The organism is Pseudoalteromonas sp. Scap06, from assembly GCF_013394165.1.
Lineage (GTDB): Bacteria > Pseudomonadota > Gammaproteobacteria > Enterobacterales > Alteromonadaceae > Pseudoalteromonas.
This window is the reverse complement of record NZ_CP041330.1, coordinates 2,761,307-2,787,090: the sequence shown is the minus strand read 5'-3', so window position 1 is coordinate 2,787,090 and position 25,784 is coordinate 2,761,307. Positions and strand designations below refer to the sequence as shown.

At 40.5% G+C, this 25,784-nt stretch carries 25 protein-coding genes; 14 read left to right on the top strand and 11 right to left on the bottom strand.

The features are described from left to right. Positions 1-6 precede the first annotated feature (6 nt). A complete protein-coding gene (locus tag FLM47_RS12945) occupies positions 7-1,143 on the top strand; it encodes a PilT/PilU family type 4a pilus ATPase (protein WP_138609270.1) in 1,137 nt (378 codons plus the stop codon). 204 nt (positions 1,144-1,347) lie between these two features. Here the strand turns inward: FLM47_RS12945 and ruvX are convergent, their stop codons facing one another. From ruvX to FLM47_RS12915, 6 genes are all read right to left on the bottom strand, one after another. Further along, positions 1,348-1,797, bottom strand: coding sequence for a Holliday junction resolvase RuvX (ruvX, locus tag FLM47_RS12940; protein WP_013465849.1), 450 nt, complete (start codon positions 1,795-1,797; stop codon positions 1,348-1,350). Positions 1,798-2,080: 283 nt separating this feature from the next. Then, positions 2,081-2,638, bottom strand: coding sequence for a YqgE/AlgH family protein (locus FLM47_RS12935; RefSeq protein ID WP_010391585.1), 558 nt, complete (start codon positions 2,636-2,638; stop codon positions 2,081-2,083). Positions 2,639-2,760: 122 nt separating this feature from the next. Continuing rightward, positions 2,761-3,708, bottom strand: coding sequence for a glutathione synthase (gshB, locus tag FLM47_RS12930; protein ID WP_138609469.1), 948 nt, complete (start codon positions 3,706-3,708; stop codon positions 2,761-2,763). Positions 3,709-3,774: 66 nt separating this feature from the next. Then, the gene (gene rsmE, locus FLM47_RS12925) at positions 3,775-4,509 is read right to left on the bottom strand and encodes a 16S rRNA (uracil(1498)-N(3))-methyltransferase (RefSeq protein WP_178956569.1); all 735 of its coding nucleotides are present in this window, start codon (positions 4,507-4,509) and stop codon (positions 3,775-3,777) included. A gap of 71 nt (positions 4,510-4,580) precedes the next feature. Beyond that, positions 4,581-5,054, bottom strand: coding sequence for a hypothetical protein (locus FLM47_RS12920; protein WP_178956568.1), 474 nt, complete (start codon positions 5,052-5,054; stop codon positions 4,581-4,583). Positions 5,055-5,131: 77 nt separating this feature from the next. After that, a complete protein-coding gene (locus tag FLM47_RS12915; RefSeq protein ID WP_178956567.1) occupies positions 5,132-6,025 on the bottom strand; it encodes a hypothetical protein in 894 nt (297 codons plus the stop codon). A 78-nt stretch (positions 6,026-6,103) separates the two neighbouring features. Between FLM47_RS12915 and glnE the strand changes: the two genes are divergently transcribed. After that, the gene (gene glnE, locus FLM47_RS12910; protein WP_178956566.1) at positions 6,104-8,899 is read left to right on the top strand and encodes a bifunctional [glutamate--ammonia ligase]-adenylyl-L-tyrosine phosphorylase/[glutamate--ammonia-ligase] adenylyltransferase; all 2,796 of its coding nucleotides are present in this window, start codon (positions 6,104-6,106) and stop codon (positions 8,897-8,899) included. A gap of 47 nt (positions 8,900-8,946) precedes the next feature. On the opposite strand, the gene FLM47_RS12905 is transcribed toward glnE, so the two are convergent. From FLM47_RS12905 to tolC, 3 genes are all read right to left on the bottom strand, one after another. Next, entirely contained in the window at positions 8,947-9,519 is a 573-nt protein-coding gene (locus tag FLM47_RS12905; RefSeq protein ID WP_138609258.1) for a toxin co-regulated pilus biosynthesis Q family protein, read from the bottom strand. 37 nt (positions 9,520-9,556) lie between these two features. Beyond that, positions 9,557-10,480: an LpxL/LpxP family Kdo(2)-lipid IV(A) lauroyl/palmitoleoyl acyltransferase gene (gene lpxL / locus FLM47_RS12900; protein WP_069439864.1), complete on the bottom strand. Its 924-nt coding sequence runs from the start codon at positions 10,478-10,480 to the stop codon at positions 9,557-9,559. A gap of 372 nt (positions 10,481-10,852) precedes the next feature. After that, positions 10,853-12,211 (bottom strand): outer membrane channel protein TolC, encoded by a 1,359-nt coding sequence (gene tolC / locus FLM47_RS12895; protein ID WP_138608421.1) that lies wholly within the window; start codon positions 12,209-12,211, stop codon positions 10,853-10,855. A 205-nt stretch (positions 12,212-12,416) separates the two neighbouring features. Between tolC and FLM47_RS12890 the strand changes: the two genes are divergently transcribed. The 9 genes from FLM47_RS12890 to rraB all read left to right on the top strand — a co-directional run bounded on the left by FLM47_RS12890 (position 12,417) and on the right by rraB (position 21,402). Next, positions 12,417-13,043 carry an NUDIX domain-containing protein gene (locus FLM47_RS12890; RefSeq protein ID WP_138608423.1) on the top strand — a complete coding sequence of 209 codons (627 nt, stop codon included), beginning with the start codon at positions 12,417-12,419 and terminating at the stop codon, positions 13,041-13,043. A gap of 30 nt (positions 13,044-13,073) precedes the next feature. Next, positions 13,074-13,532 (top strand): DUF1249 domain-containing protein, encoded by a 459-nt coding sequence (locus tag FLM47_RS12885; protein WP_138608425.1) that lies wholly within the window; start codon positions 13,074-13,076, stop codon positions 13,530-13,532. After that, the gene (locus FLM47_RS12880; protein WP_138608427.1) at positions 13,519-14,304 is read left to right on the top strand and encodes a metallophosphoesterase; all 786 of its coding nucleotides are present in this window, start codon (positions 13,519-13,521) and stop codon (positions 14,302-14,304) included. Before FLM47_RS12885 ends, FLM47_RS12880 begins: the two co-directional genes overlap by 14 nt. Then, positions 14,289-14,852, top strand: coding sequence for a YqiA/YcfP family alpha/beta fold hydrolase (locus tag FLM47_RS12875; RefSeq protein WP_138608429.1), 564 nt, complete (start codon positions 14,289-14,291; stop codon positions 14,850-14,852). Before FLM47_RS12880 ends, FLM47_RS12875 begins: the two co-directional genes overlap by 16 nt. Positions 14,853-14,872: 20 nt before the next feature. Then, on the top strand, positions 14,873-16,762 hold the full coding sequence (parE, locus tag FLM47_RS12870) for a DNA topoisomerase IV subunit B (protein ID WP_024600809.1): 1,890 nt from the start codon (positions 14,873-14,875) through the stop codon (positions 16,760-16,762). Positions 16,763-16,794: 32 nt separating this feature from the next. Then, positions 16,795-17,889, top strand: coding sequence for a sorbosone dehydrogenase family protein (locus tag FLM47_RS12865; RefSeq protein WP_178956565.1), 1,095 nt, complete (start codon positions 16,795-16,797; stop codon positions 17,887-17,889). A 10-nt stretch (positions 17,890-17,899) separates the two neighbouring features. Beyond that, the gene (gene parC / locus FLM47_RS12860) at positions 17,900-20,197 is read left to right on the top strand and encodes a DNA topoisomerase IV subunit A (protein WP_010391560.1); all 2,298 of its coding nucleotides are present in this window, start codon (positions 17,900-17,902) and stop codon (positions 20,195-20,197) included. 156 nt (positions 20,198-20,353) lie between these two features. Then, entirely contained in the window at positions 20,354-21,067 is a 714-nt protein-coding gene (locus tag FLM47_RS12855) for a 1-acylglycerol-3-phosphate O-acyltransferase (RefSeq protein WP_178956564.1), read from the top strand. Then, complete coding sequence (gene rraB / locus FLM47_RS12850) at positions 21,067-21,402, top strand: ribonuclease E inhibitor RraB (RefSeq protein WP_008110603.1); 336 nt, start codon at positions 21,067-21,069, stop codon at positions 21,400-21,402. The genes FLM47_RS12855 and rraB overlap by 1 nt, the downstream gene beginning before the upstream one ends. 66 nt (positions 21,403-21,468) lie before the next feature. Here rraB and FLM47_RS12845 read toward each other — a convergent pair whose 3' ends face one another. Beyond that, entirely contained in the window at positions 21,469-22,440 is a 972-nt protein-coding gene (locus FLM47_RS12845; protein ID WP_138608437.1) for a zinc transporter ZntB, read from the bottom strand. 249 nt (positions 22,441-22,689) lie between these two features. Here FLM47_RS12845 and FLM47_RS12840 point away from each other — a divergent pair, with 249 nt between their 5' ends. The 3 genes from FLM47_RS12840 to FLM47_RS12830 all read left to right on the top strand — a co-directional run bounded on the left by FLM47_RS12840 (position 22,690) and on the right by FLM47_RS12830 (position 25,129). Further along, positions 22,690-23,112: an ATP-dependent zinc protease gene (locus FLM47_RS12840; RefSeq protein ID WP_010391555.1), complete on the top strand. Its 423-nt coding sequence runs from the start codon at positions 22,690-22,692 to the stop codon at positions 23,110-23,112. A gap of 66 nt (positions 23,113-23,178) precedes the next feature. Continuing rightward, positions 23,179-24,084: a 30S ribosomal protein S6--L-glutamate ligase gene (rimK, locus tag FLM47_RS12835; protein ID WP_008467750.1), complete on the top strand. Its 906-nt coding sequence runs from the start codon at positions 23,179-23,181 to the stop codon at positions 24,082-24,084. Then, complete coding sequence (locus FLM47_RS12830) at positions 24,071-25,129, top strand: succinylglutamate desuccinylase/aspartoacylase family protein (protein ID WP_138608439.1); 1,059 nt, start codon at positions 24,071-24,073, stop codon at positions 25,127-25,129. The genes rimK and FLM47_RS12830 overlap by 14 nt, the downstream gene beginning before the upstream one ends. Before the next feature lie 53 nt (positions 25,130-25,182). Here the strand turns inward: FLM47_RS12830 and FLM47_RS12825 are convergent, their stop codons facing one another. After that, complete coding sequence (locus FLM47_RS12825) at positions 25,183-25,758, bottom strand: mechanosensitive ion channel domain-containing protein (protein ID WP_010391553.1); 576 nt, start codon at positions 25,756-25,758, stop codon at positions 25,183-25,185. Between the last annotated feature and the right edge of the window lie 26 nt (positions 25,759-25,784).

The following is a 25,784-nucleotide window of genomic DNA, read 5'->3' as shown; positions in this document are numbered from 1 at the left end:
ATTATTATGACTTTATCTCTAAATCACTTTTTACAAATAATGATCGACAAAAAAGGCTCTGATCTATTTGTATCAAGCCAGCTGCCTATTAGCGCTAAAATTAATGGCGAGCTGATACCTCTTAATGATGACAAGCTAACCGATGAGCAAGCGCTGGAATTAGTTGAATCAGCGATGAGTGAAAAGCAAAAAGCAGAGTTTCATAACACCAAAGAGTGTAACTTTGCGATTGCAACCAGCGAAGGGCGCTTTCGTATTTCGGCTTTTTGGCAACGCGATAGAGCGGGGATGGTTATTCGCCGGATTGTGACCCAAATACCTGATGTAAAAGAACTTGGATTGCCCTCAGCGCTTACAGATGTGATTATGTCAAAGCGCGGACTGGTATTATTTGTCGGTGGTACGGGAACCGGTAAATCAACGTCTTTGGCGGCGCTTATTGGTTATAGAAATCGCAATCAACGTGGGCATATTTTAACTATAGAAGATCCAATAGAGTTTGTTCATGAACATAAAAAAAGCATTATTACTCAACGTGAAGTGGGCTTAGATACTGAAAGTTTTGAGTCAGCACTAAAAAGCTCTTTACGCCAAGCGCCTGATGTTATTTTGATTGGTGAAATTCGATCGCAAGAAACTATGGAGTATGCGTTAAGCTTTGCAGAAACAGGTCATTTATGTGTTGCCACCTTACATGCTAACAATGCTAACCAAGCTATTGATCGTATTATGCACTTAGTTCCAAAAGAGAAGCACGATAAGCTTAAATATGATTTAGCATTAAACTTACGCGCTATTATTGCCCAGCAGCTTATCCCTACCTCTGATGGTGAGGGACGTGCTGCTGCTATAGAGGTATTATTGAATACGCCAATGGTGAGTGAGCTGATTAAAAACGGTAACATTGGTGGTATTAAAGAAACTATGGCCAAATCAACTGAAATGGGCATGCAGACCTTTGACCAAGCGCTGTTTGAGCTTTACAGACAGCAACGGATTAACTATGCCGATGCACTTCATCATGCAGACTCGCCAAATGATTTACGTTTAATGATAAAACTGCGTAATAACGAGCAGCAAGGGGCAGGCTTTTTGCAAGGTGTAACCATTGATGGCCTTGATGATAAAGGTAATATTACCTAAGGACAATTAACTCGTTGCTGCCTACATGGATATAAGCCAGTAGTATAACGTAGGAGCAGTTATCGAGCCAGCTAGGTTATAAACCTCGCGCCATGATTAAATCGCCCCTTACTTGAACGAGTTTTAATCCGCAAAGGTTAATAGACCCAAATCTAAATCCACGCATAAAAAAAGCGCTTTAAGCGCTTTTTTTGTTAAATCAATTTATTCGCCATAACTGGCTTCAAAAAAGCTCTCTAGAATTATCACCGCAGACATATTATCTACGTTGCCTTTACCTAAGTTTTTATAACCACCACGTTCAAACAACCGTGCTTTAGCATCAGCGGTAGTTAAGCGCTCATCTTGAGTATGAACCGCTATACCGTAATGATTATGCAAACGGTTGGCGAACTTTTTGGCTTTAAAGGTAACCTCTTGAGAAGTGCCATCCATATTAAGCGGTAAGCCAACCACCATTAAGTCAGGTTGCCACTCTTTTACCTGTACAGCAATGTCATCCCAATTAGGGATGCCATCTTGAGCTTTCACCGCCTTTAGGCTGGTGGCGCTGCCTGTCAATTCTTGACCAATTGCAATACCAATGCTCTTAGTACCAAAATCAAATCCCATTACGGTGCGCTCACCTTGCGGTTTTACTGTTTTTTTAGTCATGTTTGTCTTTTATGTTATTAGGGTCTGTTAACCTTTCAAGGTTAAATTTGCAGCAGTCTGTTTGGTATTTAGGCAAGGCAGAGCCTTTGTGGTGTGGTTATTCCCCATAAATAGGCGATAACGCAGCATAAATGCCAAACAGGCGCTGCCCGAAGGGTTCTGCCTAGGGGCGATTTACTCTTTGTTGCTCGGTTTTTACTTAGCCCACTAGGTTACAAACTTCGCGCCGCGATTAAATTGCCCCTAGTTTGAACAAATTTTAATCAGCAAAGGTCAACAGACCCTAAGCATGTCCAGCTTCGGGGCTTAATTGGCTAACATCAAAACCAAGCATAGAGACTGCCATTTCCCAGCGCTTTTCCACTGGGGTATCAAAAATTATTTTAGGGTCGGCTTTTATAATCAACCAGCTATTATCAAGTAGCTCTTGTTCTAGCTGGCCTTGCTCCCAACCTGAGTAACCTAAGGTAATTATAAATTGCTCGGGTGCTTGAGCAGTAGTTAATGTGGCTAATACATCTTTTGAGGTAGTGATCATAATATCACTGCTCAATTTTTGGCTTGCCGAATACCCCGGTTTTGGTGAATGTAGCACAAAGCCACGATCCGTTTTTACCGGCCCGCCAGCATACACTGTCACTTGCGCGGCATGTTGCGACTTATCGTTATCAATATCAATTTTGTCGAGTAGCTCACCTACGGTAACATCAATCGGTTGATTGATAACAAGTCCCATAGCGCCTTCTTCATTGTGTTCACAAATATAAGTGACCGCACGTTTAAAAAAAGGGTCTTGCATTGATGGCATTGCGATTAAAAAATGATTTTCTAATGACTGCATAATTTTTACCCCTTTAGTTATTGAATCTTGAGTATGGCATAGTCCCATGTTTTAACACTAAAAATTTATTCAACTTTAAGCGATGACTATAGAAGCGTCAGCGCTTAAAGTTTGCTATGGCTTTAGCTAAGTTTTCTCTCTATGGCATCAAATAAAATACCGGTAATAGAAATGTCGTAAGCGGCCTCAATTTCTTTAACACAGGTTGGTGCTGTTACGTTAATTTCAGTTAACTTATCGCCAATGATATCTAAGCCAACAAATATTAAGCCTTTTTCTTTCAATGTAGGGGCAACTGCTTGAGCAATTTTAAGATCTGACTCACTAATTGGGCGTGCTTCACCACGTCCGCCGGCGGCTAAGTTACCGCGCGTTTCGCCGTTTTGTGGGATACGCGCTAAGCAATAAGGAATAACTTCACCATCAACAACCAATACGCGCTTGTCACCTTGAGTGATCTCTTCAATGTAATTTTGCGCCATCGCAAAGCGACTGCCATGCTCAGTTAAGGTTTCGCATATTACGCCAATATTGGCATCATCTGCTTTTACTCTAAAAATAGAAGCACCGCCCATACCATCCAGTGGTTTTAAAATAATATCCTTGTGCTGGGCTAAAAATTCACGGATTTGCTTTTGGCTGCGCGTAACTAATGTATCAGGTGTGTGCTCACTAAACCAAGCTGTAAAAAGTTTTTCATTGGCGTCACGCAAGCTCTGTGGCTTATTAATAACTAAAGTACCCGCTTGCTCAGCACGTTCTAAAATATAGGTTGCGTAAATATATTCAGTATCAAAAGGCGGATCTTTACGCATTAAAATAACGTCTAAATCAGCCAGCGCAATGGTGGTTTTTTCTTCAAGTTGGTACCATTTTTCTGCGTTATCAAAAACCTGCGCTTTGGCTGCAGTGGCGTAGGCATTGCCTTGACGCAGCGATAAATCATCCATTTCCATGTAGTAAATTTCGTAGCCACGGGTTTGCGCTTGCATCATCATTGCAAAACCGGTGTCTTTTTTAATATTAAATCCACTAATAGGATCTGAAATAATACCTAACTTAATTGCCATGCGCTGTGCCTTAATTTATGTGTTTTTTACAACTGTAACCTTGATATGTGGGTGCTTTTTGTTATTTCAATTAGCTAAATCGCCAAATTGTAATTGCAGTGCGCTTAAAACGGTTAACGCTGCTGTTTCTGTGCGAAGTACCCGCGGGCCTAAGCGAATATCTACAAATTCTTGTTGCTTTGTTTGTGCTATTTCATCGTCAGTAAATCCGCCTTCCGGCCCTACTAAAAAGCGCACGCCGTCATCGGGAATGGTAATAGTTTTAATACTGTGTTCGGCGCGAGGATGCAAAGTTAATTTAATGGCAGCTGTTTGCTGTTCAAGCCAGGTTTTTAAATCAACAGGTGAGTGTACTTTTGGCACAAAGTTGCGCCCAGATTGCTCTGATGCGGCAATGGCTATTTTTTGCCATTGCTGGTGTTTTTTTTCTAAGCGGTCGCCACTTAGTTTTACGCCGCAGCGCTGGCTAAAAATAGGAGTGATTTCAGTGATCCCTAATTCAACAGACTTTTGAATGGTAAAATCCATTTTGTCACCACGGGATACGCACTGGCCTAAATGAATTTTTAATGGTGATTCAACGTCATGAGGATTAAATTCAAGTGGCATAACAACCACGCTCTTTTTACTCACCTCAATAATTTCACTGAGGAATTCTCCGCCTTCACCATTAAAAATAGAAACCTGCTCGCCCACTTTCATGCGCAACACTCGACCTATGTGCCCAGCAGCATCATCGTCAAGGTTTAAAGGAGTATTAAGGGCAATTGGTGATGATTGATAAATATGAGGCACTCGCATGGCAAATCACTTTTTTTACATAGAAGTTATATCCCTCTATGGTAAGTAAGCAAAGGCTTGGGTGCAATTATTTATTTTTCATATTCAGGGACTGCAAGCTCTATTAGTTCTTGTGCGGTTTGGGCTATATCGGTATCACAGGACAAATGATTTGAATGGCACTCTTCATTTATGGGGTTAATGTCATAGCCATGATTGGTTTGACTAATAATATAGCGCTTTTCATGTAATGAATTATAAATAAAGCGCTGTGTATCATCAGCGAGCAAATAATCTGTTTGATTGAATAATACGCCTTGAACATTATGGTGTTCGTGAAGGTAGCTGGCCAGTTCTGAAATACTGATTTCGTTCTCAATATCGCAATAGCAATAATCTTTAACGAGTTCATCAAACATCATTTTAACCAGCTTTTGCGTGTTCGCACCGGCTATAATGATGTCTTTTTTAGCAGCATCATTAGTATTTATGTAATACTTTACAAATGCTCGACTGAACTCGTTATCTATATCAATTAATAGATAACTTCCTGTTTTAATTGCCATATACCTAAAGTCCCTGTTAATTTACCAAACAATTAAATAGGGACGTTTAGCAACGGCTAAATTTAATGAGTTTGGTACTAAATTGAAAACATACTTATTAATAAATAACCAATAGCACAAAATACAGCAAATTCAATACAGGCAATGCCAATATTATCCTGATGGTCGACTTCAAGTGCGGTATCTATATTTGGCATTGAAATAATTTTTATAATATACGTTAAACAGTATAGTAACAGCCACATCACACCGCAATGCATTACCAAAGTAAATAAGTTCTCTACCATTTTACCGTTTTGAAACGCCGCACTCGATAAACCAGCATATGCAGCAAGAGCTAAGCCTATTGATTTACCCGCATAGCGAATACCAATGGAGGTGTTTTCTAAACCAAAGTTACTTTGCAACGAGGCCCCTTGGTTGGCTTTAGCAAAGCGGTTTTCGCGTATTTTACTGTCTAGGGCAAACATGCCTTGTAAAACAAAAAAGCTTACCGAGGCTATTAATAAATTACTAAAGCCTTGAGTGTGTGTCCACGTATATAAACCCAATACTAAAATGCAGTTGGCAATCAGCATGCCTGAATCAACCAGCGCCGCACAAACGTTTTGTTTTAATATAGCTGCTTCTTCATTAAAGCGGCGTAATATCCACTTACGGTGGATTAAATGTCCCATTTTTATAAACGAAAATAACAGCACAATTAACAAAATGACTTTCAGTGGATTTGATTGAGCGGTGCTAACACTAATTTCATCGAACAAAAATGCCATTGTGGCGATCACCACTGATATTTCAGAAGCAAAACTAATTCCCATTGCAAAGTTATCATGTTGCGCTAATTCTTCTTTAAGTGCTTGTTTTGCTTTTATTTGAGTAATAATTCTTAAACTGATGATAATAATACAAATAACCACAAAACTAATAGCAATCGCAACTAAACTAGTGTTAGATAATGATAAATATGACATGGTGTTCCTAAATAGATTTACCTTGATAGGTTTTTAACCATTCTAGTATGGTTATTGGTGAGATAAAAGAGGGTATTGATGAGTAACGACACGCAGCTTCCTATTGAATTACAAAAACTGGGTGAAACGCGTTTTGCAACGCTGTATCCCGAACAACAAATCCAGCAGCAAATCGTGCGTTTATTAGCGTTAAGTGATTTTTCTTGGCGCAGTTTAAGCTCTCAACCTTCGCTGTTGTCTTGGTTGCTATGCGAAGTTGAAATTAACAATAGAGAAATTTCAGATCCCTTTGCAACACTTAATATTAATGAAGTCGAAGAGCAGCAGTGTCATCAATTACTGCGCCAATATCGTGAAAAGTACTGGCTAAAAGTCGCTTTTTTAGACTTATGTTGTGAAAACTCAATTGCGGATAGCATTAAATACATTAGTGAACTTGCCAATAAACTGATAGATAGTGCTAATCAATGGGCCTACAATAATGTTGCTAAAACTAATGGTGAACCATTAGATGAAGATAAAAACGCTTTACCATTAATGGTACTAGGCATGGGGAAGTTAGGAGGGCAAGAGCTAAATTACTCATCTGATATCGACCTTATTTTTGCATACCCCCGCAACGTTAAAACCCAAGGCGGTCGTCGCTCGCTCGAAGCATCTGTTTTTTATACTAAAGTGGCCCAAAAGTTAATTACAGCCCTGAACCAATGCACCGTGGATGGCCAAGTATTTCGGGTTGATATGCGTCTGCGCCCATTTGGTGAAAGTGGTCCGTTGGTGATGAGCTTTAATGCCATTGAAGATTACTACCAAGAGCAAGGGCGTGATTGGGAGCGCTATGCGATGTTAAAAGGGCGTTTAATTGGCACGCCTAATCGTTATTGGCAGGAGTTTAATACCTTGCTGAGACCTTTTGTTTATCGCCGCTATATTGATTTTTCGGTGATTGAATCGCTTAGAAAAATGAAACTCATGATTGCCCAAGAAGTGCGTCGTAAGCGCTTAACAAATAATATTAAATTAGGTGGTGGCGGCATTCGCGAAGTTGAATTTATTGTTCAAGCATTGCAAATGGTCAGGGGCGGCAGAGAAGCAAATTTACAAACACAATCTCTATTAACTGCATTAGAGCAGCTAACTTTTAGCCAAGTGATTGATGAGCATGAAGCCAGAGGGCTTAAAAATAACTATCTTTATTTACGTATGGTAGAGCAATACCTACAGATTTTTGATGATCAGCAAACACAAACTCTGCCTGATGATGAGCTAAATCAGCAACGGCTGAATGTATTGTTGAAGCAAGGTAATTTTGACTCAGCTATTGAAAAAATAGAACAGGTCATGGCGCAAATTCATAATGAGTTTATTCAGGTAATTGGTGAAGAAACCGAACCACTTGATACTTGTGAAGGCGCGTTTATAAGTACTTGGGATCATGGTGATGTTAGCTTTTTGAATGAACCAAGAGAAGAGTGGCAAACACCATTACATGACTTCAAACAGCGCCTATCTAAAGCCAAAGTGGGCAACCGTGGACGCGATATTCTTGATAAATTAATGCCTGCATTGCTCAAGCAATTAAATGACTTTAATGCTACTGCCAGTGCGTTTACAACGGTATGCCAAATACTAAATAAAATTATTTCGCGCACCGCTTATTTAGAGTTGTTGTATGAAAACCCTGGAACGTTAAAGCAGTTAGTTTTGCTCTGTTGCCATAGTAAGTGGATTGGAGAGCATATTTCATTGTATCCCATTTTGCTCGATGAACTTATCGACCCTGCAGTGCTATACAAACCGACCCCATTAACAGCATATAAAGATGAAATAAGACAGTATTTTTTACGTATTGAACATGACGATCTTGAACAACAAATGGAGGCATTACGTCAGTTTAAACAAACTCATCAGTTACGGATTGCTGCCGCAGATGCCACTGGCGTAATTGATGTAATGAAAGTAAGCGATCACTTAACTGCACTTGCAGAAGCAATAGTTGATCAGGCTGTTAATATTGCTTGGTATCATTGTGTTAAACGTTTTGGCATGCCACCCAATACCGATGATGAGCATAAAGGCTTTGCCGTTATTGCGTATGGAAAAACTGGCGGTTTTGAGGTGGGTTATGACTCTGATCTCGATTTAGTGTTCGTGCATAACCATGACGGTACCAGCTACACCAGCGGCGACAAAGCAATTGACTCAAGACAGTTTTATTTAAAACTAGCGCAACGATTAATGCATTTATTTAATACCCGTACTGCTTCAGGTATTTTATATGAATTAGATACTCGACTTCGCCCAGAGGGGGCATCAGGGTTATTAGCGATTAACTTAGAGAGTTTTAATCATTATCAACAAACCCAAGCATGGACGTGGGAGCATCAAGCTTTAGTGAGAGCGAGACTGATTTTAGGCCAAACTGAATTAGTAACGCGTTTTGCACAAATTCGCGCCGAGATATTGTGTCAAAAACGTGATGTTGAACTGCTAAAGACCGACGTAATTAAAATGCGCGAAAAAATGCGTGGTCATTTAGCTAAAGGTAACGAACAGCAGTTTGATTTAAAACAAGACGTGGGGGCGATGACCGATATTGAGTTTATCACCCAATATTTAGTATTAAAGTACGCTCATGAATTTACCCATTTATGCGACTATTCTGACAATGTCAGAATTTTAACGGACGCGGCTAAAATTGGTTGCATTACAGACACACAGAAACAGCAACTTATTAAAGCCTATATAGATTATCGCTCACGCTATCATGTGTTGAGCTTAGATCAGCAGGGTCGCTGCGTAAAACGTGAAGATTTTAGTGAAGATATTAAAAATGTCACGTCGATATGGCAGGCTATTTTTGAATTAAATTGAATAAATACATAGGCGCTCGATTATTATTGAGCGCCTATAAATCGCAGTTAATTACTTAGCTTTAAACAGTGTGTACGTACAAATTCAGACGGTAGCTCGGTAATTACCGCTGCACGTTGTTTAGGGCAAAAGAATGCATATACTTCATTTGAAAAGTCATCATTAATAGAGCGGCTAACGCGGTATAAAGCGGAATTAAAACTGCTATCGATTCGAAAGTGATCTTTAACAACGTAATCCTTATCTAAGTACCATAATAATGTAACCCCTTCGTTATTAGCATATTGGGTAAGAACGGTACGTAAGGTTGAATCAGGTTGAAAGCGACGCGGGCCTACTTCTCCACTCCAATTTAAAGGCATGGGTTCTACTACAAAAGAGCGTTGGTTTAGCGCTCTGTCGAGACTAAGATCGGGTTTTTCGAGTTCAATTACAAATTTGTCATTGTCTTTATCGGTAGTAATCCTATCTCTAATTGATGCATAAAACCGCGATAATCCCTCAGCCGCAGCATTAGTGGTTTGTTGATAATTGAGCGACGATGTACCATTTAGTAAAAAGTAAATGGCTGCACCAATTAACAATAAAGCTAAAAGTATATATCTAATCCAAAACCACATGGCTGTTACTCGTCTTTGTTATTTTAATAACCCATCTTTAATAAAAAGATGGAGCGTCTTTATCTGGGCGTGTTTTAAAACGTCTATGCAACCACATATATTGTTCAGGGGCGGCATTTATTGATTGCTCCATGCGCTGATTAACACGTGTTACATCGGCTTTATCATCGCCGCTTGGGAAATTTTCAAGCTCAGGTACGATTTCTAAGTGATACTTTCCGTTGTTATCCCTGTAAGCAATTAAGCTCATTGTTTCGCAGTTTTTACTACCTGCAAACATTAGTGTACCAGTGGTGGTTGCTGTATCGGGTACTGCGTAAAAAGGCACAAACTCACAGCGGTTACGGCCATAATCCTGATCGGGTAAGTAATAACACAGCTTTTTATTTTTTAATGATTTTAATAATCCTTTTACGTCTTTTTTCCCAACCATGTATTCATTAGAGCGAAGACGTCCATTGGTGGTAAAGTATTCCATAAGCGGATTGTTATGCGGGCGGTAAAAGCCAATACCTTGGCACTTCAAACCCATTACACGACTTGTCATTTCAAGATGAAGTATATGTGGAACAAGTAATAAAACACCTTTTCCTGATTGTTGTACGCGCTCAAAGTGCTCAAGCCCTTTTATTGACCCGAGTACTTTTTTGACCCGCCATTGTGGCCACCACCAAGCCATACCGGTTTCAACCATGGCAATACCGGTATTTTCCATATTTTTAAGTACCAGTTGTTGTTGCTCGGCTTCGCTCATTGTGGGGAAACAGCGTTTAATATTAACCTCAGCAATATGCCTTCTACGCTTCATATATTTATGAACCAAGCGTCCTAGCTGCTTACCCATAGCTAATTGTAGTTTTTGCGGTAACCAAGAAATGAGATATAAAAACAAAACACCAATCCAGGTTAGCCAGTAACGAGGACCTAAAAAAGAGGCTTTAAAAGGGGATGAGTTAACCACAAAAATTTCTCTAAAAATAAAAGGCTAGGGTCTGTTGACCTTTGCGGATTAATATTTGTTCAAACTAGGGGCAATTTAATCGCGGCGCGAGGTTTGTAACCTAGTGGGCTAAGTAAAAACCGAGCAACAAAGAGTTAATTGCCCCTAGGCAGAACCCTTCGGGCAGCGCCTGTTTGGCATTAATGCGGCGTTATCGCCTATTAATGGGGAATAACCACACCACATAGGCTCTGCCTTGCCTTAATACCAAACAGGCTGCTGCAAATTTAACCTTGAAAGGTCAACAGACCCTAGTTTAACGCTATGTGTTAAAAAATACAAAAAGCCAGCAAAAAGCTGGCTTTAGTGATTATTTATAATGAAGTCGTCTGCTTAGTTAACAGTATTTAAACCTTGGTTTATACCCACTAAATCTTCACGGCTTAATGTTCCTGTCGCTTGTTTTAAGCGAAGCGTTGATACAACATAACGATAACGCACATCAGCAAGATTACGCTTTGCATTGTACAAGTTTTGCGTACTGATCAGTACATCAACGATTGTACGTGTACCTACTTCAAAACCCGCTTCAGTGGCTTTTAATGCGCTTTCTGCTGAGATAACCGCTTGCTCAAGCGCTTTGAATGTCGCAATGTCAGATACCACTTGATTGTAAGAAGTAATTACAGAGCGAGTTACTGCACGATAATCGGTTTCAAAATCTTGGCTAGCAGCAACGTAAAATGCACGTGCTTGATCTGTTGCAGCAACCGTTGCGCCACCTGAGTAAAGTGGTACGCTAAAGTTTAGTCCAATAGAGCTAGAATCTGAACGAGGTTGATCGTCAAAACTAACGCCATTTGACTCGCTATCTGTCAATGAGTCGCCGTAGCTAGCATTTAACGTTAGTTTTGGATAATGACCTGCTTTTGCGAGTTCAATTTGTTCTTTAGCTATATCAACCGTGATTTTTGATACCTGCAGATTCAAATTTTTGTCTTTAGCTATTTTAACTAAATCAGTTGCAGGCGTACTTGGCTTAACAGTAGAAAACGTTTTGGTGTTTAACATATCAAGTTTTGCGTGATACTTACCAGTGATCTCACGTAGCTGCTCACGGGCTGTTTCTACCGCATTATTAGCAATGATCTCTTGCGCTACTGAGTTATCAAATTGTGCTTGTGCTTCATGTACATCGGTAATAGCTGTTAAACCTACAGCGTAACGCTGTTTAGTTTGTTCAAGTTGGCGCTCAATGGCACGTTTTTCAGCTTGTACAAATTCAAGGTTATCAATAGCGCTAAGTACGTTAAAATAACCCTCAGCAACACGAACAATTAGGTTTTGCTTGGCAAAGTCGTATTGGCCGCTTGCTTGAAGTGCTTGTTTGTCGGCTATACCTAATGAATTCCATGCGCCTAAATCAAATAACGTTTGGCTTAAGCTAATACCACGAGAAAACTCGTCGCTTTCAGAATTAATTTTATTAATAGAAGATAAATCTTCAGATTGTCTGAAGGAAGTTGAGTCAGACTTTGTATAACCCATAGTCAAACCAATTTGCGGTAATAATGCGCTCATAGCGCGATCGCTTTGGTATGATTGAGCATCAGCTTGGGCTTTTGCTTTTAAAACGGTAGGATCGTTGGCTGTTGCGATTTCAAAAACTTGAAGTAAATCTTCAGCATTGGCTACGGTTGAGCCCAATGCGCATGATAAACTAACCAGTGCTGCAAGGATGTTCTTTTTCATGTGATGTTCGGTCCTTAGACAATTTTTGTACTACAGGCATGTTAACCTGTTTTACTTAATAACTAAAAAAAAAATTAGTAAAACAACGTTCTCAAGTGTAACAGAATATATACCTAACACGCCTCATTCGCTCAATTTAGCGTTTTAATGGGGCTTGCAATCAAGGCGTTGATGTATCTACGCTTTCAAAAAGGAAATAAAAAACATGGCGAATAAAAGTCGTACTCAATTTACCCATGATGATGTGAGATTAAAACCGGTTGAAAATTTGTATAAGGGGTTTTTTAAAATAAACCTTTATCAATTTCAGCATGCCTTGTTTGCAGGTGGAGAGTCTGAGGTTATTCGTCGAGAAATTTTAGAGCGTGGCGATGCGGTCGCGGTATTACCTTATGATCCAGTGACTGAGCAAGTATTGCTCATAGAACAAATTCGAATTGGCGCAATTAAAAGCAAACATACGCCTTGGCTGTTAGAATGTATAGCGGGTATGACCGATGACAGTGAAGATTACGAAGCGGTTGTTAAAAAAGAAGCGTTTGAAGAAGCAGGGCTTAATTTAACAGAACTTGAGTTTATGCTGTCTTACCTTTCAAGCCCCGGCGGTACTACAGAGCGTTTGTTCTTATATTTAGCTCACGCCGATTTAAGCCAAATGAGTACTGGCATTTATGGGTTAGAAACCGAAGGTGAAGATATTAAAACCCATATTATGCACGTAGACGAAGCACAGCAGCGACTTAATAGTGGTGAAATAGATAATGCCGCTACCGTAATTAGCTTGCAATGGTTAGCGCTAAATCGCGATAAGATACGTAAAAAGTGGGCATAGTTTTTAATTTTTAATAGTAATGGCGGTATTTTGACAGCAATTTTAACCACTAATCGGTACATTCAAAGCCTTCCAAAGTATTTAACGCTTTGTGAGCACAATTACGTACGCCTTTTAAAATTACTGCCTCATGATCGAGTGATTGGCAATGTAAGAGAAATTAAATTAGGCCACAGTGAATTTGCAATTCACATAGATGATAGTGCCAAATACACACTCGATGTGTCTATTAAACAGTTAAATGGCATGCTCGTTGGCATTGCACCGCTGTATTTAACGGTACGTTTGTACAATGATGCGAAGGTGGCTGAAATTGTTCATCATGACTACCACCAACGAATTAAGCCTTCTTATGGTTACCCTAACCCAAAAATGCATCAAAAAGATGAAAAATATCAGTTAAATGCTTTTTTGTATGACTGGTTGGTAGCGTGTGTTGAAAGAGGTCAATCAACACTTAATTGGGATGTAAATAATGGCTTGGTTTGATGACACTTATTATTTTGAACAAACTACGCTTCGAATTGCACACCTAACTGATTGCCACCTTTTTAGTGATAAAGATGCTGAATACTTTGGCGTTAATACCGCTGAACATTTTGTTAAAGCATTGGCCGATATAGCAAAGCAGCAGCCTGATGCGTTGATATTTGGTGGTGACCTAACGCAAGATCACAGCTTTAATTCGTATTTATTATTTGCAGAACTTATTCATAATAGTGACGTTGATTGCCCCGTATTTTGGGTGCCTGGTAACCATGATGAGATTGAACAGCTTAATTTAATTAGTGGTGGACAAATACAACACGCTAAACACATAGTGGCACAAGGAATTGAGCTAATATTAATTAACTCTAAAGGTGATACACCAGCAGGGTGGGTTAGCGCCACACATTTGGATGAAATTATGGCGTGCTTAGTTAATTCAAGCAATCGCCACATTGCATTTTGTCATCACAACCCATTGCCTATTAATGGCTACCTAGATAAACATATGCTAGAAAATGGGCCGCAACTATTAAATTTATTAGTTAATAATGGCCGCGTTGATGCGCTGTTTCATGGGCATGTTCACAATGACTACCAACAGCAGTTTAGAGGGCTTAATGTGTACGCCACTCCTGCAAGTTGCGTGCAGTTTAGTAAACACAGTGAGACTTGGCAGCAAGAAAATAAAGGGTCAGCTTATCGCATGCTGTATTTAAATGCTGAGCAACAACAGCTGCACATACACTCGGACGTGGTATGGTTAAACGGGTAATTTATATTCACGGTTTTAATAGCTCTGAAAAATCATATAAAGCTGTGCGCTTTGGTGAGCTTATGGCACACTATGATGTTGATTATTGTGTGCCGCGTTTAAATCATGAGCCTGTAGAGGCTATTATAGCGCTTGAACAACTATTAACACCGAATACCGTATTATTGGGCAGCTCGCTAGGTGGTTTTTTTGCCACGTATTTATCGCAGCGTTATCAAATTCCTGCGGTGGTAATTAATCCTGCCGTTGCCCCATATACATTATTAGAGCCTATACTTGGGCCTAATTATAATCCGTATCAAGATTATAATTACCAATTACAATCTCGTCATATAGATGCGTTAAAAGCATTAACGGTGACAGAGTTAAAACACCCTGAACTGATGTACTTATTACAGCAAACAGGGGATGAAGTGTTAAATTTTCAGCACGCAATAAAGTATTACTCACAATGTAAACAGTTAATTGAATTTGGCGGCGATCATAGCTTTAATGGCTTTGAGCGAGCTTTTTCAAGCATTGTCGATTTTCTTAAAATCAGATATTAGCGTATATAAAGATAAAAACTATGACTCAACAAAATTATAACGCCGAAGCCATTGAAGTACTTAATGGATTAGAGCCGGTAAAACGCCGCCCAGGCATGTATACAGATACCACAAGGCCAAACCATTTAGGCCAAGAGGTTATTGATAACAGTGTTGATGAGGCAATGGCTGGGCACGCAACACGTATTGATGTCATTTTACATGAAGATAATTCGCTTGAGGTGAGTGACGATGGCCGAGGTATGCCAATTGACATTCACCCAGAAGAAGGTATTCCAGGAGTTGAGTTAATATTTACTAAGCTGCATGCCGGCGGTAAGTTTTCAAACAAAAACTATCAATTCTCTGGTGGCTTGCATGGCGTAGGTATCTCGGTTGTTAATGCGCTATCTACCCGCGTGGAAGTAACGGTTCGCCGTGATGCGCAGCAATTTAGAATGGCTTTTGAGCATGGCGATAAAGTTGAAGATTTAAATGTTATTGGCTCAGTGGGTAAACGCAACACTGGTACTACGGTACGTTTTTGGCCAGATACCAGCTATTTTGACTCTGCTAATTTTTCTTTGACTAAGCTTAATCACTTATTAAAAGCTAAAGCGGTTTTATGCCCAGGTTTGCGTATTAAGTTTGTAAATAAACAAACGAAAGAAACCCAAGAATGGTTTTATGAAACAGGCTTAAAAGATTACTTAATTGAAGCCGTTAAAGGTTACGAAATACTACCTAAAGACCCATTTGTGGGTGAGTTTTCAAGTTCTATTGAAGGCGCTGATTGGGCGGTAGTATGGATGCCTGAAGGTGGTGAGTCGATAGCCGAAAGTTATGTAAACTTAATTCCTACCGCGCAAGGGGGCACCCATGTAAATGGTCTGCGCCAAGGGCTTTTAGAGGCGATGCGTGAATTTTGTGAGTTTAGAAATTTATTACCACGTGGCGTAAAGCTCACCCCAGATGATATTTGGGAACGTTGTAGTTATGTGTTGTCGGTTAAAATGCAAGACCCACAATTTGCAGGGCAAACCAAAGAAAAACTCTCATCACGTTCATGTGCTGCGTTTGTATCGGGTGTAGTAAAAGATGCCTTTAGCTTATGGCTAAATGAGCACACTGACACCGCAGAGCTACTTTCTGAACTATGTATTTCAAATGCACAGCGTCGCTTACGTGCGGCTAAAAAAGTAGTACGTAAGCGAGTTACATCAGGCCCAGCATTACCAGGCAAACTGACCGATTGTAGTGCTGCTGATAATGACCGCACGGAATTATTTTTAGTAGAGGGTGACTCAGCAGGCGGTTCAGCTAAACAAGCGCGAGATCGTGAGTTCCAAGCAATTATGCCGCTAAGAGGTAAAATTTTAAATACTTGGGAAGTTGAATCAGGGCAAATTTTGGCCTCTCAAGAGGTGCACGATATTTCAGTCGCGCTAGGTATTGACCCTGACTCAACCGATATGTCGGGACTACGTTACAATAAAATATGTATATTAGCGGATGCTGACTCCGATGGACTGCATATTGCCACCTTACTGTGTGCCTTATTTGTACGCCATTTCCCACAATTAGTTAAAACTGGCCATGTGTATGTTGCTATGCCACCGTTATTTAGAATTGATATTGGTAAAGATGTTTACTACGCGCTGGATGAAGATGAAAAAACCGGTATTTTAGCGCGCATAGAAGCAGAAAAAAAACGTGGCAAAGTAAACGTACAACGCTTTAAAGGTTTGGGTGAAATGAACCCGCTACAATTGCGTGAAACAACTATGGACCCTAATACTCGTCGTTTAGTGCAACTCACTCTTGATGAGGAGCAGCAAACAATGGAAATGATGGATATGCTACTCGCTAAAAAGCGCTCATCAGATCGCCGTCAATGGCTAGAGGATCATGGTAATAAGGCACAAGTTTAATAAGCCTTTGGGCTTTAAAACAGGAGAGGCAAATGAATAAATTATTTAGCACACTGTTGTTACTGGGCTTAATATCATCGCCAGTGATGGCGAAAAATATACTCGACAAGCTGACCGCTGCACCAGGTTTTGAAATCAGCTTATTTGCTGATGATGTTGAAAATGCACGGCAAATTGCAGTATCAAGCCGAGGTATTGTGTATGCAGGGTCTCGTAAAGCGGGCAATGTGTATGCACTGATTGACCATAACAGCGATGGCGTGGCAGATAAAAAAATAGTGATTGCAGAGGGATTAAATATGCCCTCGGGTTTAGCAATTAAAGGCGGTGACTTATATGTTGGTGAAGTGCACCGGATTATCCGTTTTAAAAATATCGATAAACACCTCAAAAATCCTGAGTATGAAGTGTTTTATAGCGATTTACCGTCAGAGCGTCACCATGGTTGGAAGTTTTTGCGCTTTGCACCAAATGGCGAGCTGATAATTCCCGTGGGCGTACCGTGTAATATTTGTGAGGAAGATGCTCGCTTTGGCCGTATTTTTTCGTTAAATACCGATACCAAAGAAATAACGACTTTAGCCAAAGGTGTACGTAATACGGTGGGTTTTGACTTTCATCCTAGTACGCAAATGCTATGGTTTAGCGATAACGGCCGCGACATGATGGGGGATGATATTCCACCTGATGAGCTAAACCGCATTACTAAGGAAGAAGAGCACTTTGGTTTTCCATACGTGCATGGTGGCGTTATTGTTGATCCTGAGTTTGGTGAAGGCAAAAATATTGCTGATTACACTCAACCTGCATTGGCATTGGGGGCGCATGTTGCGCCATTGGGTATTCATTTTTATACCGGCAAACAGTTCCCAAATAGCTACAAACAACAGTTATTTGTTGCTGAGCATGGTTCATGGAATCGCTCTGAAAAGGTTGGTTATAAAGTGGCTGTGGCAACCATAGAAAATGCCAAAGTAACTAAATATACGCCACTGATCACCGGCTTTATGCAAGACGAAACGACATTTGGACGCCCTGTTGCATTTGCACAATTAAATGATGGCAGTCTATTGGTAAGCGATGATTACGCTAACGTAATTTACCGCGTAAGCTATAAGAAAAACTAGGTAAGCTTTAATGAGTGATACAGATACCTTGCTAATGCAAGGAATTGAACAGCAAACAATGGGGCGTTTTACCGAAGACGCCTATTTAAATTATTCAATGTACGTGATCATGGATCGTGCCTTACCGCACGTTGGTGACGGCTTAAAACCCGTTCAGCGCCGTATTATTTATGCGATGAGTGAACTGGGGTTATCGGCAAGTGCTAAATACAAAAAATCAGCCCGTACCGTGGGTGATGTATTAGGTAAATACCATCCTCATGGTGATAGTGCCTGTTATGAAGCCATGGTACTTATGGCGCAGCCGTTTTCTTATCGCTACCCGTTAGTTGATGGTCAGGGTAACTGGGGTGCAGCTGACGATCCTAAGTCGTTTGCGGCAATGCGTTATACTGAAGCGCGTTTATCTAAATTCTCTGAAGTATTACTTAAAGAGTTAGGCCAAGGGACCGTTGATTGGACGCCAAACTTCGACGGCACCATGGATGAGCCTTTAGTATTGCCATCGCGCTTACCGCATATATTACTTAATGGTGTCACCGGTATTGCGGTAGGTATGGCAACCGATATACCGCCGCATAATGTGCGTGAAGTAGCCAGTGCCTGTTGTTTATTACTTGATAAACCAAAAACAGAGCTCGAAGAGTTACTGGATTTAGTACATGCGCCAGATTACCCAACTGATGCTGAAATAATTACGCCAAAAGCTGATATTCACAAAATTTATAAAACTGGCCGTGGCTCAATTAAAATGCGCGCTGTGTATTGTGAAGAGCAAGGCGATATAGTTATTACTGCGTTACCGCATCAATGTTCGGGTGCAAAAGTACTTGAGCAAATTGCAGCGCAAATGAATGCTAAAAAGTTGCCAATGGTAGCCGATTTACGTGATGAATCTGATCATGAAAATCCGACCCGCATTGTGATTGTGCCGCGTTCAAACCGAATTAAAGCTGAGCCATTAATGGCACACTTATTTGCCACCACCGATCTTGAAAAAAATTACCGCGTAAATTTAAATATGCTCGGCTTAGATGGCCGTCCACAGGTTAAAGATTTACGGAGTATTTTAACAGAGTGGTTAACCTTTAGACGCGAAACGGTACGTCGTCGCTTGCAATATCGACTTGATAAAGTGCTGGCACGATTACATATTTTAGAAGGTTTACTAGCTGCCTTTTTAAATATTGATGAAGTTATAGAAATCATCCGCTCTGAAGATAAGCCCAAACCAATATTGATGGAGCGCTTTGATTTAACAGATATTCAAGCAGAAGCCATTTTAGAATTAAAACTTCGCCATTTGGCAAAACTTGAAGAGTTTAAAATTCGTGGTGAGCAAGATGAATTGGCGAAAGAGCGTGACAAATTAGAGCAAACACTGGGCTCAGACCGTCGCATGTCGACCTTATTGAAAAAAGAAATTCAAGAAGCTGCAGAAATGTATGGTGATGATCGCCGCTCGCCTGTGATTGAGCGTGTAGAAGCTAAAGCACTAAGCGAAAAAGATTTAATACCATCAGAGTCAGTAACCGTGGTGTTATCAGATAAAGGCTGGGCACGGGTTGGTAAGGGTCATGACTTAGATGTGGAAGGATTAAATTACCGCGCTGGTGATGGCTATAGAGCATCAGCGAGAGGTAAAAGTAATCAACCAGCGGTATTTTTAGATTCAGCAGGGCGTGCATTTGCTACTGATGCTCATAGTCTTCCTTCAGCGCGAAGCCAAGGCGAGCCAATGACAGGGCGCTTTAACTTAACCTCGGGCGCCAGCTTTGAGCATGTAGTTATGGGTGAAGACGCTCAAGTGTTGTTAATGGCCTCCGACGCTGGTTATGGCTTTATTACTGACTTTAAAGATTTAGTGAGTAAAAACAAAAACGGTAAAGCGTTAGTGAGTGTGCCAAAAGGTGGTGTGTTACTTTCGCCAATTCGCGTTAACGACGTGGCTACTGACTACTGTATGGCGATTTCTAACGAAGGGCGGATGTTGTTATTCCCACTGCGAGACCTCCCTAAGCTAGGTAAGGGTAAGGGCAATAAAATTATTTCTATTCCGGGTGCGAAAGTGCAAGCCCGCGAAGAGTTTGTAAAAGTATTAGCTGTTGTACCACAAGGCAGTAGTGTTACGCTGCATGCAGGTAAACGTAAGCTGACCCTTAAACCAAGCGACCTTGAGCACTATCATGGTGAGCGAGGGCGCAGGGGGAATAAGTTACCTCGTGGCTTACAGCGCGTTGATGAAGCTGTGGTAGAGTTAACACCGCAGCAAGTAGATGAACCAAGCTCAGACGCAGAGCCAAGTTAATCCTAAGATCAAATTAGAAAACGGCTTACCTAGGTAAGCCGTTTTTTTATGACTGTTTTATTTCAGCGCACGCTTGTGCGCTATTTTCTCGTCTACGCAACAAAATAACGTTATAATAGAGCAATACATGATTGTGGTTATATTGGAGAGGCGCATTTGCTAGCTGTTATACGTATTTTAATAATGCTGTTGTTTATATTGTTAAGTTGTTTTTTTGGTTTGTTATTATCAATATTTAGACCATTTCATCCTAATAATGTGCACGTTATTGCAAGTTGGTTTGGTTCAATGGCTAAAATGCTTGGGGTTAAATTAGAACTAAAATATCATCCCGATGCGCTTAAGGTGGGGCCTGCTGTGTATGTAGCGAATCACCAAAATAGCTATGATTTATTTACTGTTCCAGCCATGGTGCCAAAAAATTGTGTGAGTGTTGGCAAAAAAAGTCTGAAGTGGATCCCATTTTTTGGTCAGCTTTATTGGTTGTCGGGTAATATTTTAATCGACAGAGCAAATCGCTCTAAAGCGGCAGGCACTATTTCTAAAGCAGCGGCTAAAATAAAACAAAAAGGCTTATCGGTGTGGATGTTCCCTGAGGGGACGCGTAGTTATGGTCGTGGTTTACTCCCTTTTAAAACCGGTGCGTTTCATACAGCAATGAGTGCAGAGGTACCTGTTGTGCCAGTATGTATGAACACAACCGATAAAACCATTAAACTAAATCGCTGGGATAATGGTACAATTTACATTGAAATGTTAGCCCCCATAGCACTTGATAACAGTATCAGTGCCCGTGAGCACGCTAAAAGTGTGCACAGCATTATGGCTGCTAAAATAACAGAATTAGATGCTCAAGTGAGAGAGAAATAATGGAAAACTGGCGTGAAATAAGTGAAGACATCGTAACTTCATTACTTGAAGATGGTTCCGATCCGGAAATTCTTTATGAAGTAGAACACCACTTTGTATGTGAAGATTTTACTAAGTTAGAACAAGCTGCACTTGCTGCGTTTAAACTAGGTTACGATGTAGAAGAGCCAGCAGAACTTGAGCTTGAAGACGGCGAAAAGATTTGGAGTTTTGACATTGTTGTTGAAGCCGAATTAGATGTTGACGTTATAATGGAAGACGTTGATAAGCTTGCACAACTTGCTGTTGAATGCGACGTAGAATACGACGGTTGGGGCACTTACTTTCAAGAGTAAGGGTTACCAATGCAAAAGGCGAACAATTATGTTCGCCTTTTTTGTGCTGTTAGATCTGCGTTGTAATTACAGCCACTTTTTATTTTTAAAGTAAATACCAATCCCACCAGTCAAAACAACCAAAAACACCACAAATGCAGTAAATGCATAGGGGCTGTCTGTGCCAGGAATACCGCCAACATTGACCCCCAATAACCCAGTCAAAAATCCTAGTGGTAAAAATAAAGCAGCCACCACCGACATCACATACATACGCTGATTTAATTGCTCAGACACTTGGTTAGTAATGGTTTGCTGAATAACGAGTGCACGCTCTATTGAGCTATCGAGCTCTTCTAAATAGCGAATAAGTAAATTGGTGGTTTCATTTAGCTTGGCTTTATCATCGTCAAACAGCCACGAGTAATGATTATTAACCATGTTGCTGAGCGCTTCCTTTTGTGGTTTTAAGTACCGTTTTAGCGCGATTGTTTGACGGCGAAGTTGCGACAAGCCCTGGTTATCAAACTTTTTACTAGGCTCATCAATTTCTTCTTCAAACTCATCTAAGCTTTCATCTAGTTCATCTATTACCGTTTGCATACGTGAAGTTAACTTTTGCGCTAAGCTACACACTAGTTCAGAAATACTGCTAGGCCCCTCATTATTATTCAACGAGGTTAAAATATCTTGCACTGACAATAATCGGCGCTTACGGGTAGTGATCACCACATCTTTATTAATAAATAAGCGAATAGACACCATGTCTTCAGGGCTTTGCGCTGGATTTAAATTGATTCCACGTAAAAACAGCATATGGCCATTCATTGTAGGAGTAATACGAGGGCGTGTTTCATCTGCGGTAAGTGATTCAAGTTCGTAGTCGTTTAATTGGCCGCAGTTTTTTAACCAATCAACGGCTTCTTTTTGACTGTAATCCATATGTACCCACAGTTTTCCATCAGTAGGTTGCCATTGATGTAATTGTTTACTGTTTTCTATTGGGCGAGCGCCGCCTTGTTCATCAAGAATAAGCGCATGAAGTAAGCCGTTAATCATAATAATTTCTCATAAATAGTATGTTTTTAATACAGTTTTACTGTAGTGTATTTAACTTAGCTTTACTTTGAAGAGTTAAGCAACAAAAAGTTATTTTTTAGCCTATGGTTAAGTGTACACATTAGAGGGCATTGTTAACCGAGTAAACTTAAAAGATCAATCAAATCGACTTATCGAGTGGATGAATTTATTTTGCTGGTGTTTTATTAGCGGTAGCGTATAAAACACTTTTTTACTAAGGGCGCATTTATGACGACAAAAATAACAGTTGGTTGGCGTGAGTGGTTAAGTTTACCCGAGCTAGGTATCGAGCAAATTAAAGCAAAAATAGATACTGGTGCGCGTACTTCCTGTATTCATGCAATTAATATTGAAGAGTACGAAGTAGATGGCGAAAAGTGGGTTAAATTTACAGCCCAACCATTGCAAGAAGACGAGCAAACGCAAATTACCTGCAATGCCAAAGTTAAAAAAATGAAGTACGTTACCAGCTCTAGTGGCCAAAAAGAATTGCGTTACTTTATTGAAACTACATTGCATGCAGGCGAATTTAGTTGGCCAATAGAAATTACATTAACAAGTCGTGCGTCAATGAAGTTTAGAATGTTGTTAGGGCGCACAGCAATGGAAAATCGTATAGTCGTTGATCCGGCTTTATCACACTTATTATAAGGATTCGTTGAGTAGTAAATACACTTACATGTGCTTACTCAACATAATTTAGTTAAGGTTTTAACTATGAAAATTGGTATTTTATCTCGTAACAAAAAATTATATTCAACGCGTCGTTTAATTGAAGCTGCTGAGGCGCGCGGACATGAAGTGAAAGTTATTGATGCGTTACGCTCTTATATGAACATAAACTCAGAGCAACCTGAAATTCATTATCGTGGTGAAAATCTAAAAGATTTCGATGCTATCGTGCCACGTATTGGTGCATCGGTTACATTTTATGGTTGTGCTGTATTACGCCAATTTGAAATGATGGGAGTGTTCCCTGTTAATGAATCTGTGGCTATTTCTCGCTCTCGCGATAAATTACGTTCTTTGCAATTACTATCACGTAAAGGTGTAGGTATGCCGGTCACAGGCTTTGCCAGCAAGCCGGATGACGTAAAAGATTTATTAGAAATGGTAGGCGGTGCACCGGTTGTTATTAAATTACTGGAAGGTACTCAAGGTATTGGTGTGGTATTGGCTGAAACACGTAAAGCAGCTGAAAGTGTGATTGAAGCATTTATGGGCTTAAAAGCCAATATCATGGTGCAAGAGTATATTAAAGAAGCTGGCGGTGCAGACATTCGTTGTTTTGTACTGGGTGATAAAGTGATTGCAGCAATGAAACGCCAAGCGCAAGAAGGCGAGTTCCGCTCTAATCTTCATCGTGGTGGTAGTGCTACACTGGTGCGTATTACCCCAGAAGAGCGTAAAACAGCGGTTGCAGCGGCAAAAGCAATGGGCTTAAACGTTGCTGGCGTTGACCTACTTCGCTCATCTCGTGGTCCTTTGGTTATGGAAGTAAACTCATCGCCAGGCCTTGAGGGAATTGAAGTGGCAACAGGTAAAGATATCGCGGGTATGGTGATTGATTTCATCGAAAAAACGGCCTCAGTGAAAGGAACAGCAACACGTGGCAAAGGTTAAAATTAACAGTCCTTTTACCTTATTAGGTGAAAGTATTGGCGTGGGTGAGCGAAAATCACTGGCGCTGGAAGCTGCAAAGCTTTATACCCATTCACCGCTTAATATTCCTATTGAAGTGGTCAATGGTGTAATGGAAGGCCCTGTATTGATGGTATGTGCGGCAATACATGGCGATGAGCTAAATGGAGTTGAAGTAGTGCGCCAGCTACTGGCTAAAATCGACCCTAGCCAGCTACGAGGCACATTAATAGCGGTGCCGATTGTGAATGTATTTGGTTTTATTCATAAGTCGCGTTACTTGCCTGACCGTCGTGATATGAACCGAAGCTTTCCAGGTTCTGAACGTGGCTCGTTAGCAGGTCGTATGGCGTATATGTTTTTTAACCAAGTTGCTGTGCACTGTACGCATATTATAGATTTACATACGGGGGCGATTCACCGTACTAACTTACCGCAAATACGTGCTAATTTAGCCGATGAAGCTACAGCGCAAATGGCTAAGGCCTTTGGCACACCAGCTGTAATTAACGCATCACTGCGCAATGGTTCACTACGTAGTGAAGCGGCTAATTTGGGCATACCCGTTATTACCTACGAAGCCGGTGAGGCGCTGCGCTTTGACCCGATTGCGATTGCTGCGGGAGTACAAGGGGTTGATTATGTTATGCGCCATTTAAAAATGATGCGCGGTAAACGACCAAAAAAACTACCTGAGCCGATTATTGCTGGTTCAACAAGTTGGGTACGTGCTGAGGTTGACGGCATAGTAAGAGCGCAAGTATCGTTAGGTGAACGTGTCACAAAGGGGCAAATACTGGCGTATATAAGTAGCCCACTTGGCGACTCTGAGCTTGAATTACTCGCTCCACGTAGCGGTATTATTATTGGTCAGCAAACCATGCCTCTAGTAAATGAAGGCGATGCCGTATTCCACATTGCTTATTTTGCACATGCAAATAGCCTGGTAGAGCAGCAGCTAGAAACGTTTATTGATGAGATAAATGACTTAGATGATGAACTGAAAACGGCTGAGCTGAATAATTAACTTCACTGGTAAAAAATTAAAAAAGCCGCTTAAGCGGCTTTTTTAATTGTTATTTAATTACGTGGTTTTGGGCCAATAATACGTTTAATTTTAGGCGCCTTTGTTGGTTTTGGCTCTGTATTGAGAACTAACACTGGGCGGGTAACAAATAAGTTATTTGGATAAATCACCCTATGCCCATCAACGTGTTCTAGTAATACATTCATCAGCCCCATTTCAATAATGCGTCCTTCAATGGCATTGGCACCATCCACGATTCTAACCCAATAGCCTACACGGCAGTCATTTTGAATAAACATCAATAAAAACGCGGTTAAGTTGCTCAATAGAGACCAAGCAGCAAACAGCGCAACGCCTAACATGGCAAATAAGGAAGAACCTAATACTAATAAACCACGCAGCTCTATTCCCCAAAAAACTAATACTAAACACAACATAACAAAGGCGAGTATTATTTTTAATAGTAACTCTGCTCGGTATTTTCTGTGTAAGTCGATTTTACCTCTAATGGCTTTTTCGAGTAATTTTTTAGTTAGCTTTAACAGTAACGGAAAACTCAACAGCGCAATTACAGTTACGATTAACTTATATTGTGTGCTCACAAGCTCTAAAAGAGAGATTAATTCCAAAACGTATTCTCACAATAATGATAGGC

Excerpts from the sequence above, each read along its gene's own strand:
- FLM47_RS12945 (WP_138609270.1), top strand. The coding sequence starts at position 7 with ATGACTTTATCTCTAAATCACTTTTTACAAATAATGATCGACAAAAAA.
- ruvX (WP_013465849.1), bottom strand. The coding sequence starts at position 1,797 with ATGACTAAAAAAACAGTAAAACCGCAAGGTGAGCGCACCGTAATGGGA.
- FLM47_RS12935 (WP_010391585.1), bottom strand. The coding sequence starts at position 2,638 with ATGCAGTCATTAGAAAATCATTTTTTAATCGCAATGCCATCAATGCAA.
- gshB (WP_138609469.1), bottom strand. The coding sequence starts at position 3,708 with ATGGCAATTAAGTTAGGTATTATTTCAGATCCTATTAGTGGATTTAAT.
- rsmE (WP_178956569.1), bottom strand. The coding sequence starts at position 4,509 with ATGCGAGTGCCTCATATTTATCAATCATCACCAATTGCCCTTAATACT.
- FLM47_RS12920 (WP_178956568.1), bottom strand. The coding sequence starts at position 5,054 with ATGGCAATTAAAACAGGAAGTTATCTATTAATTGATATAGATAACGAG.
- FLM47_RS12915 (WP_178956567.1), bottom strand. The coding sequence starts at position 6,025 with ATGTCATATTTATCATTATCTAACACTAGTTTAGTTGCGATTGCTATT.
- glnE (WP_178956566.1), top strand. The coding sequence starts at position 6,104 with ATGAGTAACGACACGCAGCTTCCTATTGAATTACAAAAACTGGGTGAA.
- FLM47_RS12905 (WP_138609258.1), bottom strand. The coding sequence starts at position 9,519 with ATGTGGTTTTGGATTAGATATATACTTTTAGCTTTATTGTTAATTGGT.
- tolC (WP_138608421.1), bottom strand. The coding sequence starts at position 12,211 with ATGAAAAAGAACATCCTTGCAGCACTGGTTAGTTTATCATGCGCATTG.
- FLM47_RS12890 (WP_138608423.1), top strand. The coding sequence starts at position 12,417 with ATGGCGAATAAAAGTCGTACTCAATTTACCCATGATGATGTGAGATTA.
- FLM47_RS12880 (WP_138608427.1), top strand. The coding sequence starts at position 13,519 with ATGGCTTGGTTTGATGACACTTATTATTTTGAACAAACTACGCTTCGA.
- FLM47_RS12875 (WP_138608429.1), top strand. The coding sequence starts at position 14,289 with ATGGTTAAACGGGTAATTTATATTCACGGTTTTAATAGCTCTGAAAAA.
- parE (WP_024600809.1), top strand. The coding sequence starts at position 14,873 with ATGACTCAACAAAATTATAACGCCGAAGCCATTGAAGTACTTAATGGA.
- FLM47_RS12865 (WP_178956565.1), top strand. The coding sequence starts at position 16,795 with ATGAATAAATTATTTAGCACACTGTTGTTACTGGGCTTAATATCATCG.
- parC (WP_010391560.1), top strand. The coding sequence starts at position 17,900 with ATGAGTGATACAGATACCTTGCTAATGCAAGGAATTGAACAGCAAACA.
- rraB (WP_008110603.1), top strand. The coding sequence starts at position 21,067 with ATGGAAAACTGGCGTGAAATAAGTGAAGACATCGTAACTTCATTACTT.
- FLM47_RS12845 (WP_138608437.1), bottom strand. The coding sequence starts at position 22,440 with ATGATTAACGGCTTACTTCATGCGCTTATTCTTGATGAACAAGGCGGC.
- FLM47_RS12840 (WP_010391555.1), top strand. The coding sequence starts at position 22,690 with ATGACGACAAAAATAACAGTTGGTTGGCGTGAGTGGTTAAGTTTACCC.
- rimK (WP_008467750.1), top strand. The coding sequence starts at position 23,179 with ATGAAAATTGGTATTTTATCTCGTAACAAAAAATTATATTCAACGCGT.